General features: G+C 45.4%; 14 protein-coding genes. 6 read left to right on the top strand and 8 right to left on the bottom strand.

The window, feature by feature from the left end:
- Positions 1–285 precede the first annotated feature (285 nt).
- From NDI48_04745 to NDI48_04725, 5 genes are all read left to right on the top strand, one after another.
- Positions 286–1,557 carry a transposase gene (locus NDI48_04745; protein MEP0830515.1) on the top strand — a complete coding sequence of 424 codons (1,272 nt, stop codon included), beginning with the start codon at positions 286–288 and terminating at the stop codon, positions 1,555–1,557.
- Between the two features lie 135 nt (positions 1,558–1,692).
- The gene (locus NDI48_04740) at positions 1,693–2,151 is read left to right on the top strand and encodes an excisionase family DNA-binding protein (GenBank protein MEP0830514.1); all 459 of its coding nucleotides are present in this window, start codon (positions 1,693–1,695) and stop codon (positions 2,149–2,151) included.
- Between the two features lie 433 nt (positions 2,152–2,584).
- Positions 2,585–4,000 (top strand): CHAT domain-containing protein, encoded by a 1,416-nt coding sequence (locus NDI48_04735; GenBank protein ID MEP0830513.1) that lies wholly within the window; start codon positions 2,585–2,587, stop codon positions 3,998–4,000.
- A gap of 108 nt (positions 4,001–4,108) precedes the next feature.
- A complete protein-coding gene (gene hpsP, locus NDI48_04730; GenBank protein MEP0830512.1) occupies positions 4,109–5,287 on the top strand; it encodes a hormogonium polysaccharide biosynthesis glycosyltransferase HpsP in 1,179 nt (392 codons plus the stop codon).
- Positions 5,288–5,331: 44 nt separating this feature from the next.
- Positions 5,332–5,652, top strand: a complete 321-nt coding sequence (locus tag NDI48_04725) for a hypothetical protein (GenBank protein MEP0830511.1) — start codon at positions 5,332–5,334, stop codon at positions 5,650–5,652.
- A gap of 319 nt (positions 5,653–5,971) precedes the next feature.
- Here the strand turns inward: NDI48_04725 and NDI48_04720 are convergent, their stop codons facing one another.
- The 5 genes from NDI48_04720 to NDI48_04700 form a co-directional block, all read right to left on the bottom strand.
- Complete coding sequence (locus tag NDI48_04720; protein ID MEP0830510.1) at positions 5,972–8,317, bottom strand: hypothetical protein; 2,346 nt, start codon at positions 8,315–8,317, stop codon at positions 5,972–5,974.
- Between the two features lie 274 nt (positions 8,318–8,591).
- A complete protein-coding gene (gene chlG, locus NDI48_04715) occupies positions 8,592–9,563 on the bottom strand; it encodes a chlorophyll synthase ChlG (protein MEP0830509.1) in 972 nt (323 codons plus the stop codon).
- Positions 9,564–9,580: 17 nt separating this feature from the next.
- Positions 9,581–10,681: an ArsA family ATPase gene (locus NDI48_04710; GenBank protein MEP0830508.1), complete on the bottom strand. Its 1,101-nt coding sequence runs from the start codon at positions 10,679–10,681 to the stop codon at positions 9,581–9,583.
- Positions 10,682–10,683: 2 nt separating this feature from the next.
- Positions 10,684–10,881, bottom strand: a complete 198-nt coding sequence (locus NDI48_04705; protein ID MEP0830507.1) for a DUF2862 domain-containing protein — start codon at positions 10,879–10,881, stop codon at positions 10,684–10,686.
- Between the two features lie 77 nt (positions 10,882–10,958).
- Entirely contained in the window at positions 10,959–11,105 is a 147-nt protein-coding gene (locus tag NDI48_04700; GenBank protein MEP0830506.1) for a hypothetical protein, read from the bottom strand.
- A 138-nt stretch (positions 11,106–11,243) separates the two neighbouring features.
- Between NDI48_04700 and NDI48_04695 the strand changes: the two genes are divergently transcribed.
- Complete coding sequence (locus NDI48_04695; protein ID MEP0830505.1) at positions 11,244–12,113, top strand: ABC transporter permease; 870 nt, start codon at positions 11,244–11,246, stop codon at positions 12,111–12,113.
- Between the two features lie 145 nt (positions 12,114–12,258).
- Here NDI48_04695 and NDI48_04690 read toward each other — a convergent pair whose 3' ends face one another.
- Genes NDI48_04690 through NDI48_04680 form a run of 3 tightly spaced genes read right to left on the bottom strand, consistent with a single transcriptional unit; the run spans position 12,259 to position 15,453 of the window.
- Positions 12,259–13,323: a glycosyltransferase family 4 protein gene (locus NDI48_04690; protein MEP0830504.1), complete on the bottom strand. Its 1,065-nt coding sequence runs from the start codon at positions 13,321–13,323 to the stop codon at positions 12,259–12,261.
- 40 nt (positions 13,324–13,363) lie between these two features.
- On the bottom strand, positions 13,364–14,230 hold the full coding sequence (locus tag NDI48_04685) for an NAD(P)H-binding protein (protein MEP0830503.1): 867 nt from the start codon (positions 14,228–14,230) through the stop codon (positions 13,364–13,366).
- Positions 14,227–15,453 (bottom strand): glycosyltransferase family 4 protein, encoded by a 1,227-nt coding sequence (locus NDI48_04680; protein ID MEP0830502.1) that lies wholly within the window; start codon positions 15,451–15,453, stop codon positions 14,227–14,229. Before NDI48_04680 ends, NDI48_04685 begins: the two co-directional genes overlap by 4 nt.
- Positions 15,454–15,599 lie beyond the last annotated feature (146 nt).

Here is a 15,599-nt window from a genome sequence, read left to right as displayed (position 1 = left end):
CATCCCTTCTGCCTTCTGCGATATTCGACGACCCAGCGCGCCGAATCCTCTACCTCCTCGTATGAACTTCGGTGCCTTTGGCTATAAATTTAACTTTTGAGGGGGTTTGGGGGAGCGCCGGAGCTTTAGTGAGGGAGTCCCACGCTCTACCTGAAAGGTGAGCGCTGGGATACATGGACTCCTCCTCGTATGAGATCCGGTCGCTGATTTTATCCGGTCAATTCCGGTAAAACCAGCATTAGATATGAGTTTATAGACCCGTAGTCTCGTGTTAGAATTGACAACATGACTCTGATCATGAACTACTTCTACCGAATTTATCCAGACGCCAACCAAGAAGAAACAATGCTGCATTGGTTGGAAATTTCTCGCAAGGTTTATAACTATGCTTTGCGAGAAATCAAAGATTGGGTCAATTCACGTAAATGTAGTTTGGATTATTGTTCGCTGGAGAGAGAATATATCATTCCAGCCGATAAACCATTTCCTACCTATTACGCTCAACAGAACGCACTTCCCAAAGCGAAAAAAGAGTTCCCATTGTTGGAACAAGCCCCTTCTCAAGTTCTGCAAACAAGCATTCGTAGATTGCATGACGCCTGGAATTATTTTCAACAGAGAAAGTTTGGCTTTCCTCGCTTCAAGAAGTTTGGACAAATTAAGTCCATGCTGTTTCCTCAATTCAAAACCAACCCAATTACGGGATGGCAAATCAGCCTGCCCAAAGTGGGGAAGATGCCCATCAACTTGCATCGACCTATTCCAGAGGGGTTTGTAGTCAAGCAAGCACGGGTATTGAGGAAAGCCGATAGGTGGGAAGTCGTAGTGACAATTGAGTCTGATGTATCGATACCCGATGCTCAACCTCATGGAGATGCACTGGGTATTGATTTGGGACTGTCCAAGTATTTGACAACCTCGGATAAAGAGTTTATTGCTAGACCCCGATTCCTGACATCCTTGTACCGCAAGCTGGAATTGCTGCAACGCAAGTATGCCAGAACGAAAAAGGGTTCTAAGAACCGTGAGAAAGCTCGAATCAAGGTTGCCAGATTCCACAACCACATCACCAGCGTTCGGAAGGATTGGCAATTTAAACTGGCTAACCATCTGTGTACCAATGAAGGTATTGGGATGGTGTTTGTTGAGGACTTGAATTTGAAGGCAATGTCCAGGGGTATGTTGAGAAAACACACCTTGGATGCCGCTTTTGGTCAGTTTCTCAATCTACTGGAGTGGGTGGCTAAGAAGCATCAAATCTACTTCCTCCGGGTCAATCCAGATGGAACGTCTCAAACTTGTCCCAAGTGCAACACGCATACGGGCAAGAAAGAACTTTCCGAACGCGTTCATAGATGCGGTGAATGTGGGTACGAAACAGATAGAGATCATGCAGCATCAGAAGTTATTAGGTTGCGTGGTTTAGAACTCATTAGTACGCAGGGACTCTGCGGAATAGAAAACGCCTATGCAGTCGGTCTGCCGGGGATTGATGAAAGTCAGTCTAGGTCAGAGGCGAAATCCCGCAAGGGAAGAACTAGGAAAGCCAAATCGTGAGGTTTGGAAGCCAGCGCTGTACCCGTAGGGTCAGCGTCTGGAGGATGTCACATATTGTCTCAAAAAGATAGCAATCGCCTCGGTTAAGGGGAATCTAACATTAGACCGCAGAGCAAAAAATGGGAAACTAGGGCAATGGCATCCAATGACTTCCAACCGGAACCGATTGTTGCTACAGAGCAAGAGCAGACTCAGTTGGCAAAATTAGACGAGATTTTAAATACCCCGATTGAGGGGGAAATGGCCTCATTACCACGACTGTCTACCTCAACAGGTGAGCAAGTCGAACTTCCTGAATCGGTATTTCATTTGCTGCGTCAAATGGTGCATCAGTTACTCTTAAGCAAGAGTGTAACCATTACAACCTTTCACCAACCCTTAACCATCTGGGAAGCGGCCACTTTGCTCAATGTCCAGTCAAAAAATGTAGAGCAACTCCTCGATACAGGAACTATCCCCTTCTCTCAAGCGGGTATGCTACGCCGGATTCGCTTGGAGGACCTAATGGCCTACAAAAAGCAGCAGACACAGATGCGGCGGCAAGAATTCGCAGAACGGACGCCGAACAGCCAAGAGTTGAAGCCCGGTGAATAAACAGTAACCTCTTGTATCTGGCTCAACAAGCGATTGACTCGGCACCAGTGTTAGCAGCCTTAAGAGCGTCGATGTCATGCTAGTTAATCACAGGGTTACAAGAGCGGCGATCGCTTCCTTAATAGTGATCTACAACCCCTAAGCGTACCTGTAATACGAGATACTCACAAAGGTCGATACCCCTGAGCGGAAATCAGAGGATAGTTGATCTAAGAGAAGGTGTTGTCGATTTTCTCGAACGTTGACGAGCTAACTCCAGTCAACTGAAGGATGAAGGATGACATCTCAAAGATGAAATAGCCCATCCCCACACTCTCCATAAACAAGTCAGGGCTAGAGCTTGTCAGTCGTCAGAAGACTTTACTTTTTATCCTTCACATTTCACACTTCTTCAGCCCCTTGTAGGTAGTTGGATTTCTTCCGTGAGGTGCCTATGAAATCCGTCGTGAGTCGAATTAGCTTATTGCTGGCAGCATTACAGCTTATGGGAACGCTGGGTGCAGAACCTGTGCAGCCACGAACCCTGAAGCCAAAGTCTGACCCTACTAGCAGCCATTCCCTTACTCAAGGGCAAATCCTTCAAGTCCAAGCGGATATTCCTGTTGTTCCTGCACACTTATTCGCTCTTGACCGAGATAATCTTTCTGTTGCCGTGCCGCTGATCGAGCGAACCTGGGAAAAGGACTTTGAGGAATACTTTGGGGCTAATTTCTCAAATGACTCAATGACAGTCCAGAAAATTGCCGATACTCTGTCGCAAATCGCGACTCAAACAGGGAAAAAGCCGGCTCTAATTTACATGGTTCCTCGACCGCAACAACTGGAACTGATAATGATCACGCCCGATGGTAAACCGATTCATAAGCGTGTCTTAGCGGCGAATAGCGCTGAGTTGCAAAAGCAAGCCCAAGAGATGACGCGATATCTGATCAACCCCGTGTTCAGAAACACTACCAAATATCGAGCACCAGCCCAGCAACTTTATCAGTGGATGATTGCCCCACTAGAGGTAGACCTTCAAGCTCAAAAAATCGACACGCTGTTGTTTTGCGTCGGTGGCGGTTTGCGGACTTTACCTCTAGCTGCGTTACATGATGGGAAACAGTTTCTGGTAGAAAAGTATAGCTTTTCCCGCATTCCGGCTTTCAAACTAACCAGTAAAGTTTACACCGATTTGAGAAAGTCGCCCGTACTAGCGATGGGTGCGTCGGAATTTAAAGACCAAAATCCCTTGCCGGCTGTACCCATAGAATTATCGACAATTACGGCAAGCCTAGGGCAAGGGAAATCCTTCCTCAATCAAGAGTTCACCCTAACCAATCTCCAATCACAACACGCCTCACAGCCCTATGAAATTATTCACTTAGCCACTCATGCCGCCTTCCAACCCGGAGAACCGAGCAACTCTTACATTCAGTTTTGGGACAAGAAGCTAACGTTGGATCAGATGGGGCAGTTCCCTTGGAACAAGACACCCCTAGAATTATTAGTGTTGAGTGCTTGCGAGACGGCGATCGGAGATAAGCAAGCGGAGTTAGGCTTTGCCGGGTTAGCCGTGCAGGCCAGAGCGAAGTCAGTGATTGCTAGTCTGTGGGAGGTCAGCGATGCCGGAACATTAGGGCTGATGACACAATTTTATCAGGAACTGAAAACGGCACCCATTAAAGCTGAGGCTCTCCGCCAAGCTCAGATCGTGATGCTCAAAGGACAGGTGCGATGGGAAGGGGGTCAGTTGCACACCCCCACACAGACGGTTCCTTTACCCTCAGAACTAGCCATGATAGGGAATGAGGATTTTTCCTCACCCTACTATTGGGCCGCTTTTACCATAGTCGGTAGTCCTTGGTAGCTCTAAGAACACGATCTAGAGAGGAATTGGGCAAGGAAAGTTGAATGTTCTACCCTTTCAAGCCACTCCTGCTGTTGATAGGGAGATAAACTAGCGATGAGCCAGCCTCTGCGGATTCTACAAATTATTCCTTCGATTTCCCTGGTTTATGGAGGCCCAAGTCAGATGGTAAAAGGGCTTTCATCAGCATTAGCCTCTCAGGGGATGGACGTTACAGTACTCACAACTGACTCGAATGGAGATGTGGGACAACCACCCCTGGATGTTCCCTTGGATCAACCCGTCGAGCAAGATGGCTATCAAGTGCGATACTTTCGGTGTTCTCCATTCCGCCGCTACAAGTTTTCCCTTGACCTTTTGCGATGGTTATGGTATGAATCCAGAGGATTTGATCTGGCTCATATCCATGCTTTGTTCTCGCCTGTGAGTACGGCAGCGGCTGCGATCGCACGACACAAAAACCTACCCTATATTCTGCGTCCCTTAGGCACTCTTGACCCAGCAGACTTACAGAAGAAGCGGCAACTCAAGCAAATCTATGCTGCACTGTGGGAACGATCTAACTTAGCCGGTGCGGCAGGTATTCACTTCACCAGTGATCAAGAGGCCAAGATTTCGGAACGTTTTGGCATTCAGACACGAGATTTGGTGATTCCGCTAGGAGTGACGCCGTTAGTAATGCCCCCTCCAGGAGAAGCGCGGCGTCAACTGGGTATTTCAGATAACCAGCCTTTGCTGCTATTTATGTCCCGAATTGACCCCAAAAAAGGTCTAAATTTGCTCATACCAGCAGTGGAAAAACTGTTAGCAGAGGGAGTTAATTTTCACTGTGTTTTAGCAGGAGCAAATCCTCAAGACCCCGATTATGAAAGTCAGATTGCCGAACGAATTAAGACTTCTCCTCTGTCCTCCTGTACTACGATTACGGGTTTTGTGACGGGGCAATTGAAGGCGGCTTTATTGCAAGATGCGGATTTATTTGTCCTACCTTCTTACTACGAAAACTTTGGCATTGCAGTGGCAGAAGCGATGGTTGCTGCGACGCCTGTGGTGATTTCTGACCAAGTTCATATTTGGGAAGAGGTTGAAAGGACTCAGGCAGGCTGGGTTTGTGCGTGTGATGTTGATGCTTTAACGGAGTGCTTACGCAAGTCACTTCAGGATGCTGGGGAACGCCAGCGCCGAGGAATGAAGGGTCAAGAATATGCTTTGAAGAATTATAGTTGGGATGCGATCGCACAGCAGACGATTCAGGTTTATCGGAAAATTCTAGCCAATCAACAATGAGTACACGAGACTAAGGATATCCGGTCGGTACAAGCCTAAAGGAATTGAAAGCGGCTATTTATGCCAGTCCCTCTTTAAGTTCAAGAGTACTCGGTTTCGCCCCAGACGGTACAGAGATACGCGTAATAGGTACATCGCGAGACCAATCAGGTAGTAGTCAGGAGTGGGCAAAGTATAAAACCAGCCTTCCAGGTAGCGGCGGAGTGGCTTATATCCCTTTTGCCAGTCTCCAAAATTGCAAAACTGCTAGTGGTTCGACCGGAAATAATTGCAAAGACACTTACGATAGAGGCTACAAAGAGGGTTACGATCAAGGCTACCAAGCCGGTCTTGACGCCGCGAGGAGAAGGCTAGAGCGACCGTAGTAAAGGTCAGGGTTGCCATAGGCTTGCATTGAGTCCGCTTGCCACGCTAGCAAGAGCGCAAGCGCGATAGGCAGACTTCGTTGTTATAGCCCCAGACTTTTAGGATACGGTTGGCAAATAGCTTTAGGCGACTCATGAGTCGCCCTTACCCAATTTTCACTAAAATTTTAGATCGACAATTAGCCTAACAGCATCATTCAACAGCAAAGAATTTTTTCCAATCTTTACAATTACTCGATATTCGCTGACCAATAGTAAAGGTTTAGCGCAGATTGGGTGAGGTCTTCTAGGGGGTTTGTTCAGGACGCCAAAGCAATGGCTATTCTGGCTGAATTAACAATTTTCTAAACAAGACAGCTATAGGCTGATTATAATTAGGGACAAGTATGATTTTATTGTGATTCCAAGACCTGTATTTGAAAGTAACGTAGTTAAGCCCCTTAACACCTTGAAACTTAATTGTTTTATCAACTGTATTGCCTCCTGTCATGCGCTCCAATCTTAAGATTGTTGCTCCATTTGCTTCAACCACTACATCTTGACCGGGAATGGGATTATCAAACCGGAAAGAGACTGCTAAAGTCTGACTTTGAGGAAGTTTGAATTCTAATTTGCTTTCAGGCCCTAAACCCCAGCGGCAGTCGCTAATTGTATCTTTTGCTAAAGGATTAAGACCACGAATAGCCAAAAAGGTCTTTTCTGAGTTAGGTTTAATTAAATTAGATTCTGAAAAACTTAGAAAAGGTTCAAATTTCAGCGCCGTACCTAATTCTAAGTTAACTTGATTTCTTAATTCAGTAGACTTCGGTAAAAATTTCACTCTACCTGCTCCTGGAACTACTGTTTCGACAGCAGGATTGCCAAATCGTTCATAAAATTCACTAGCACAATTTCTTGGTAATAAATCAACATAAAGATTAATACCAGCAAAATCATTTAGCTTATAAAAATCGGTAAAGAAAGCCCACTCATCAGCTCTAAAACATCGTGTTTGAGAGACTGCAAGATGAGGAGATGGATTATCTGGAAAGAAGAGCTTGTTCCATCCTGCCTGAAGGTATGGCTGAATTTGGGAAGGATGTAAGCGACCAAAGTACTGACCTAAAACTTTCTTTTCGTGAAATCTTCTCAATCCATAAATACCAGCAGTTTTCAAGTAGTATGGGCAGAGTTCTGTTCCACCTACTCCATTCCCACCCACCGCACAGAAGGGGAAATCTAAAACAGCTTCTCCTGGTGTTTTTTTTACATAATCCATATAAGCAAAAAAAGTTTTATCAAATGAGTATGGCTGATAATTAAACTTTACATAATAAGCTGTATATAGTTCAGTGCAGGCTAGAATAACCAAAAGGAATGGAAGAATTTTTTTTAAAATTAAGGGCAGATTATTTAAGTTAATATGTAACGCCAATAAACAAAGTATAACTGGATAAATATTAGTACTACGCTCAGTAAAACGGTTAAAAGCAAACCAGGGAAAAATGCGCAGTGTTGGAAAAAACTCTGGATTATAGGATAGGCAAAGCAGGAATACAATAATCAATGGGATAAAAATAATGGCTTTTTTACGTGCTTGCCACAAACCCAAAACTCCAATAATAGCTAAAAACAATCCGGGACTCCCAGGAAGAGAACCTGCTGGTGAATCTCTAAATATTTTTGCAAATACTTCACTTAATTCATAGTAGGATGGCATTAAACCTGTTAAACCTGGTGGTAGTAAAGGAACAAACAATCTTAAGGGATTAGTCCACCAGGCACCCATAGGGATTTCCCTAAAATCAAAGCTTTTAGCTTCCTTGGCAATCTCTAGTGCTAAGGGTAAATATAGGTAGCCAATCACACTAGTGATAATTAGTAAGAATAAACACAAGTGAGGAGACTTCAAAAAATCCTGCTTGTAGGTTTCTAACAAGCTCTTAAAAAGTTTACTAAACTTCTGTTTATATCTGAAATATCTATAAATTAGTAACGTTGTAACAAAAACAGTAGAAACTGTAAAAGAAACTAAAGCAAATCCAGCTATATATCCTAACCCCTGTCCAAAACTCAGTATCAATAAGCAAGCTCTTACCAAAATCATTGATAGAGGTATGCTTTGTCTCAAAGTAACTCTCTTTACTATAAGAAAATCGGCAATAAAGCTGAGCGTAGTCCAGTGAATTACAGCATTATCAAAATGTATTGGGTACTTCTGTACTGCATAAAAATTACCAAAAGAGACAATGACTGCTGCTCCAGCAGCACGTTGAATTCCATAATCCCGAAATAGTAATAAAAAAGTTCCTATGACTATAGCTAATATGGTGAAAAAGTAGTAAATCTGTAACCATGCACCAATACCAAATAATAGGTATAGAACGGCATAGAAAGTATCTTTTTCAATTCCCCAACCTTGGAATACGCTATTCGTGCCGTATGGATAAAATACTTGGTTATTCGTCAAATCTAAATTCGGGAGTGGTAATATTTTTAGATTTTTAGAGAAGTAATATCCCATATACTCCCAAATCCCCAGGTCTTCAATTCCATCTAAGGGTTGAGAAAAGTCTTTTATAACTAAAAGGGCAAAAGAAAATGATAAACATATCAACAAAAAAATGAGTAAAAATATTAAACGAATAGTTTTTTTCAGAGCTTTAAGCTTTTGAACCTGCAGCATATTAAATAATCGGAGATTTCTCTTAAGCTAAATAACGCTGAATCAAGGCATTTGTAGGTAAAAGGCGAAAGCTTACTTGAGCTAAAGTGATACTACAAACTTAAGTTAAGTCAGTACAATTTAACTTAAGCAGAAATTCCTCCGTTCGATGCAATGCGATCACCTTTGATTTAAAAGGATTGCACCTACGGGGGAACTGCTGCTTATGTTTTGCTCAGTAGTCTTTGAGTTCCGGGATTGACCTTTTTTTGTTGTTCTTTATAAACACCTTTTCTTAAATGGCACCATGACCGAGGGCTAAACCAGCCACCAGCATCCCCAATACTAAAAAGGGTTGAGCGCTAGCTTGATACTTCACGTCATTTTTTAAGGGATCGCGCAGAAAATACATATCCTGGAACGTGATTTGAGGAATAATTAACAACAACAAAATTGCCGCATAGAGGTTTTGATGGATGCTGATTAAATAACCCGCAATTCCCGCTTGGAAGATATCAATCATCAGAACACAAATCCAAGCCGCCGTCCCAATACCAAACATAACTGGCAGTGATTTTAAACCGAGTTGGCGATCGCCTTCTACACTCTTGAAGTCATTAACTACCGCAATTCCCAATCCCGCGAGGCTATAGAACAAGGTCAAAACGACAATTGTCCAATTGAGCTGACCAAACAACGCATGACCCGCCCACCAGGGAAGGGCAATATAGCTAGAACCGAGGGCGTAATTCCCCAGCCAGCCGTTCTTTTTCAGTTTTAGGGGTGGGGCCGAGTAAATGTAAGCAATAAAGGCACCCCCTAGAGTCAAACAGGTGAGGTTAGGAAATTCATGACCCGCCCAAACGTCTAAGAGGTAAGCAATGCCAACACCCGCAAAAAGTAGCACTAAAATTTGGGTGACAACCTGGGGGATGGAAATGGCACCGGAAGGGATAGGGCGATAAGGCTCATTAATCGCGTCGATTTCGCGGTCATAAAAGTCATTTAAGGTTTGGGTATAACCCGCCATCAGAGGCCCGGAAAGCAACATACAGGCAGCAGCTTTGAGAATGTCTTCCAGCGTCCAACTATACCCACCCGAAGAAGCCGCCCCGCAGACAACCCCCCAGATTAGAGGAATCCAGGTAATCGGCTTCATCAACTGGAGGCGAATTTTCCAAATCGAGGTTTCACCTGGGGCAGCACCTTTCATCCCCAGTAGCTGCCGAGTTTTGGCGCTACGTTCGGCGGAGTTGTCACTTGTCATTCGCCATTAGTCCTTCACTAAAACGATATTGTCAAATAATTGTTTTGGAATTTAGCACCCTTGACCGATTGACCCCTTAATTGTGGGGGCAGCACTATGTTACGCCGTTGGTCACCGGCTTCAATGGTGACTTCCGGGCCGTATTGGGTGAGTTTGACCTGCTTTTTGTCAAAAGTGGGCAGGAACAATTGCACTTGACGAGAAAGAATATCTATGGTGATGGGTCTGGGTACCTGTGTTGCCTGTTTGAAATCGGGCAGGGCATCAATCAGGGGTTCCCACTCATCGCTAGAGGACAGCTTGGGAAGGGCGCTGACTTCCAAAGGTGCAAATTCACCCGTTAACGGTTCCGTCGCCGGGATTTGGTTGAGCAGGACACCCCCGACGGTAAGACCGACTTGTTGGGAACTGCCCCAGAGGAATTTGGCAGTGGCAAGGGCTGCTGTATCACCACTGGTGACTAAGTAGGCAGCAACGCGATTGGGGTCAGCGATCGCGGCTTTTCCCTGATCGAGTATCGTATTAGCCTGCTGGGTGGGTTCTTTGGCAAAGCTTTCTCCAGTCCAGGACACATTCAGGACTGCACTGGTGACTGGTTGGATGAAAGGCGATAAGGATTTCCAAACGTCGGAATCTTCTACAACTTTCCGAAATCGGCGGATGTACCAGCTTAAAACCTCTGGCATCCCCAGCATCCGGAGGGTCGCTTGGTCACCACTACCGTCGTAGATGATCACATCATATTTACCGCTTTTGTCATACTCCCGAATCGCGTTCAGCGCCAAAGCACTGTCCATACCCGGTAAAATGCCCAGTTCTTGACCAAAGACACTTTTGAGAGTGGGCGATCGCAAATATTGCGCTTCTAAGTTTTTGACCTCTTCCCAAGCCCGTTCCAGCAGCAATGTACTGTGTAACTGTACGGCTGTGAGGTTAGCCCCAATTTCCTGAGGGTCGGGACTGGTGGGTACTCCCAGTAAAAGCCCCAAGGCGGGGCCTGGGTCTTGTCCTACCAAAAGGACGCGTTGACCGAGGCTGGACAGCTTTTTGGCAGCAGCAATAGCGATCGTTGTGCGACCGGTGCCGCCTTTACCCAAGAAGGTAAGTATCAGGGACATTGTTAATTGTCTACGGGTTTGAGTTCGTCTTCAAAAAACCAGGTTGTGTAGTTGTCGTCAAATTTAACAACAACGCCAACGCCGCTACCATCCGTCATTCTGAAATTTTGTATGGTGCCGACTTTCCCTAGTTTACTCACAGTCGCCGGAGACACCCGATCTCTCAGGCGATAGACTTTTACTTTTTGCCCGATCTCCATTATCGTTTCCGTTACGATGAACCATTCCACAGTGTAGCGGAATCAGGGGCTTTACAATAAGGTGGAATTTTGATGTGTTAATCCCAGCTAACAATTTTGCCAAAAGATAGCCACAACACGACATTGGATAGAGCGATCGCAACAGCGCCCTTTTCACCCCTCATCGCCCCTATTTCCACCTTGAGAAACATGACAGGAGGAATTTTTACACTATCGAGTATCACCGTTAATAGCGACTAGACCCTTAAACTTAAAACAAGTGATAGTCCCCCATCAATGTAGAGCCAGAGGCAGTGGGAACTCTACTGTTTGACTCAACTTCAAGGGGGATGGGTGGTGTGGTGTGGTGGTTGTGATCAAAAATGCGATTGTTACTCAAAGAAATCAAGTTACTTGTCCGTAAAGTTGGAAAGGTTAGGCGTTGGCTGCCCCTAAGTGAGCAGTGGTGGACAAAGTTTGACTTGCTGCGGGCTTTAGTGCGGCGCGATTTAGAGGCAAGATATAAAGGGTCAGTTTTAGGAAATTTGTGGCCTTTGTTGAATCAGCTATCACAGTTGCTGATTTACACTTATGTATTCTCGATTGTCTTGAAAGTGAAGTTAACCCTCAAGGGCTTGCCAGAAGATAACAGCGTGATCTTCGGATTATGGTTATTTGCGGGTTTGCTTCCTTGGATAGCGTTTACAGGTGGATTGGTTCAGTCAGCGAGTTCGGTGATTAGCCAACCCAATTTGGTGAAGAAGGTCGTATTTCCACTAGCGTTGCTCCCCTTGGTACCCATTTTATCCACCTTTATTGAGAGCGCATTTGGCTTAGCTGCCTTAATTGTGTTGGTGGCGGTATCGTCCCATACCCTGCATTCTACCTTGGCACTATTACCGCTCATTTGGTTACCCCAATTACTTTTGACGGTTGGATTGGGATATCTAGCAGCAGCGCTAACCGTATTTTTGCGGGATATTCCTCAAACGTTGGGAGTTGTTTTAAATCTTTGGTTTTATCTCACACCCATTGTCTATCCGGCTTCTATAATTCCAGAAGCGTTTCGGGGTTGGGTTTTTTGGTTGAATCCTCTAGCCGCGATCGCAGAAATTTATCGCGATCTGATATTAACTGGAGAAGTTAAACATTGGGGAGAATGGGGAATTGCCTCAGCTATTTCTTTGATTGTTTTTTGGCTTGGATTCTGCTGCTATCAGCGACTACGTCCAGCTTTTGCGGATGTCCTTTAGCAACATCATGGCTGGAAGCTCACAAAAAAAATAAAACTTCCCTTTCATGAGCTTCCCCTGCTTCTTTTTAAATTAAAAACCTATCCAACATCCAGAGAAACCTTCTAGAAATCAGTGTTTATTTGAGGTTAACCCTCTTTTAATCCTACTTTTCGGACAAGCTATAAGCGCTGGGCAATGGCTCTATTTTTGATGAACGAGTAGGAACACGATGCGATCGCAAATATTTTTCGCCGATCGCAATTCCCACGACTACTCCAATCGCGCTTAACCCACTACCGATCAAGCCAAAATTGATAATAGCTAAAATGACAATACCTGTAGCCACAATATAGGTACTTGCCACTTGAGCATGAGGCCAACCTGCTTGTTGGAGGCGTTGGTAAAGGTGGCTGCGATGGGCTTTGAAGATATTTTCGCCACGCATCAGACGACGGATGAGGGTATACATGGCATCGCCAAGCAAGGGTAAAGTAACCGCTAGGGCTGACCAAGCTTGGATTGGGTTGTGGTTTGTATTGAGTAAAGCGATCGCTATACTAGCTCCCAAAACTGTACTACCTGCATCACCCATAAAAATTTTGGCAGGAGACCAGTTCCACCAGAGAAAGCCCAGCAAGGCGGCTGCCAAAAGCCAGAACAGGGGTTGATTGAGGTAATACCCCAAAAAGGCCAATTGTACGGCAGTGACACCTGCGACAAGACCATCTAGACCGTCCATGAAGTTGTAGAAGTTGATCAGGGCAGTCATGCCGATCAGGGTGAGCGCGATTGCTACAATTTGACCCATTAAGCCGAAGGGAGTGAGCCAAGGTTGCGGAAATGAGCCACAATAAGCGATCGCCACTCCAGCAACCGCTAGCTGAACCAAATACCGCGTCCCCGCTGGGACACCGCAGCGATCGTCAATAATACCAATCAGGGCTAGAGGAGTAAGGATGAGCCAAAGGCAGATGGGATTAAAGGTAGCCAACTCACGGGGTAGAAGTTGAGGGAAGTAAGTGGCTAATGCAGTAGCAATTGATCCGGTAACAGCAAAGGCAATGATAAAGCCCAATCCACCACCACGGGGAGTCGGTTTCGTATGGGAACTGCGATCATTAGGGATATCCAGTAGCTTTTGGCTAAATTTGTGTTTGATAACGCCTACAGAAAAAACGGCGAGGAAAAAACTGGCGATCGCCAGCACAAGAAAGAAAATATTTATCATTTAGGTCACACTCACACTCACACTCAATCATGCCTTGGCTTTACAGCAGCGCTACTTCTTGAGTAATTCCTTCTGCAAAGTTTCTGGGCGAATAGTTAAAGTCTTCTTTAGCGGCTTTATGGTCAAATACTTTGTCTTCATTCAATCGCAAGATTTGCTCCGAACTAACTGGCATTTTCAAACCGAGGGATTTCCCCAGTTGAATCAGACCGATAAATTGGTTGACAGGTATATTCCAGAGTATGGATTTCTTGCCTAGCGCCTGACTGGCAATTTGAACAACCTCGTTGTAACTCAATACTTGACCACCGGAAATATTGTATTCGCGACGGTAGGTTTTGGGATTGTCAAGAACCGCACAAATTGCCCAAGCCACATCTTCTACATGAACGGGTTGTTGTAATGATGTTCCGGAACCTGGAACTGGGATAATGGGCGATCGCTGAATCAGACGTAGTAATCGAATCATGTTGCGATCGCTGGGTGTACCGTAAATCATGGTGGGACGCAAAATGGTGTAGTCCAACTCACTGGCGCGAATCACCTCCTCTGCCGCTTGACGTACCACTTTACTCTTGGCATTGATTTTCGTAAACAGCGCCGTCGTACTCACAAAAATAGCCCGCTTGATTCCCGATGATTGGCAGGCTGTGACAATATTGGGGGCTGCACCAAATCCAATTGAGGCGACGTTAATCAAGGCTTTATAGCTGGGGAAGATACGACGCAGCGATTCTAAATCGTCCAAATCGCCTTCTACGACCTTCAGATTTAAGTTTTTCAGCTTTTCGGTTTGGGAAGAGGGTCTAACCAAGCAATCAAAGGGGATGCCGCGCTCAAGCAGTTGCTCACAGACAAAACCTCCCGTAAATCCAGTTGCCCCAGTCAGTAATACATCTGCACTCATAAGTCTTCTTGAATCGACGCCCAAAGTTTTTCTGCCACTTTGGTGCGGGAATACGTTGAACTGACCAAAGCCTGCCCTCGTTTACCCATTGCTTCCCGTTCCTCACGAGGTGTCTGAGCGAGTTGAATCATTGCCTCTGCCAATCCCTTGGCATCTTCAGGTTCTGCGGTGAAGCCGACTTGATGGACTTGAACTTCTTGATTGATGGTACCGCCGACAGCGACCACTACAGGTTTACCCGTCGCATAAGCATCATAAAGCTTGTTTGGACTGACCCCATAGCGGAATAAAGGTATATCTTTAAGCGTGAGAATCAGACCGTCAGCCGCCTTGAGGAGTTTGGGAATTTCGGCTTTTGGGATAGGGGGTCTAAATTCTAGGCATTGAATACCAGTAGCTTGCTCGATAAGCTGGGCTTTATCCGGTCCATCACCCACTAACAAAATCTGAAATCGATCAGGATGGCTTTGGTCGATGATTCGTGATGCTTCAACAATCGTGTTGAGGGAATTTGCCGTGCCGTGAGCTCCGGTATACATCAGGCAAATTCGATCAGGGTTGATATGGTATTGAGCTTTAGCCCGTTCAATGGGGAGTTCAACTTGGAACTGTTCAACATCAGGCCCATTGGGGAGCCAAATGACCTCAACAGCACCACGCTTGCTGATGTAGTCCACTAAGCCAGAGGCAAGGACAATTACGCGATCGCTCTCACGATACAGCAATCCTTCGAGCCAAGCCAAAACCCTCACTATCAGGCTATTGGGTGATTTTCCCCCAAGCTCGATCAGAACTTGAGGCCAGAGGTCGCGAACCTCAAAATAAAAGGTCGCACCTCGAAGTTTGGCGAGTATCCAGGCCGTAAAGGCGGCTAAAAGTTGCGGCGAGGAGCCAATAATCAAGTCTGGCTTTGGTTTAAGCAGACCGATGAGAAACAAGCTTAGGCAGAATGACACCATGTTCACATATCGTCGCCAATTATTGACTTGATAGGGAACGGCATAGAGCCAATTCCATTGCAGCCCTTCAAAGTTTTCCAGATGCCATAGTTGAGGGAACTTGAGTTTTAAGTATTGTCGCTGAGTCAGGTTGTAGTCTGAGGCGAAGACATTCACTTGACAGCCTTGCTTGACTAAAAACTGACCCAACTCGTACTGCCGGATGTGTCCGGGGACATCCGGAGTATTGGCAAATTGGTTAACAATCCAAACGCGAGGGTTCAAACATTGACCTCCATGAGCGACGAGGCGAGTGCTGTAGAAATATTAAGTTTTTTTGAGTATAAATTTGCGATCGACTTCTTAAATGACTGAGCTGCCCTACTCAAAGTGCCATTCGTAGGGGTTGCTGCTTTGCTTCATTAGTCCGC

The sequence above is a fragment of the Microcoleus sp. AS-A8 genome, assembly GCA_039962225.1.
GTDB lineage: Bacteria > Cyanobacteriota > Cyanobacteriia > Cyanobacteriales > Coleofasciculaceae > Allocoleopsis.
This window is presented reverse-complemented; position numbering and strand designations above follow the sequence as displayed.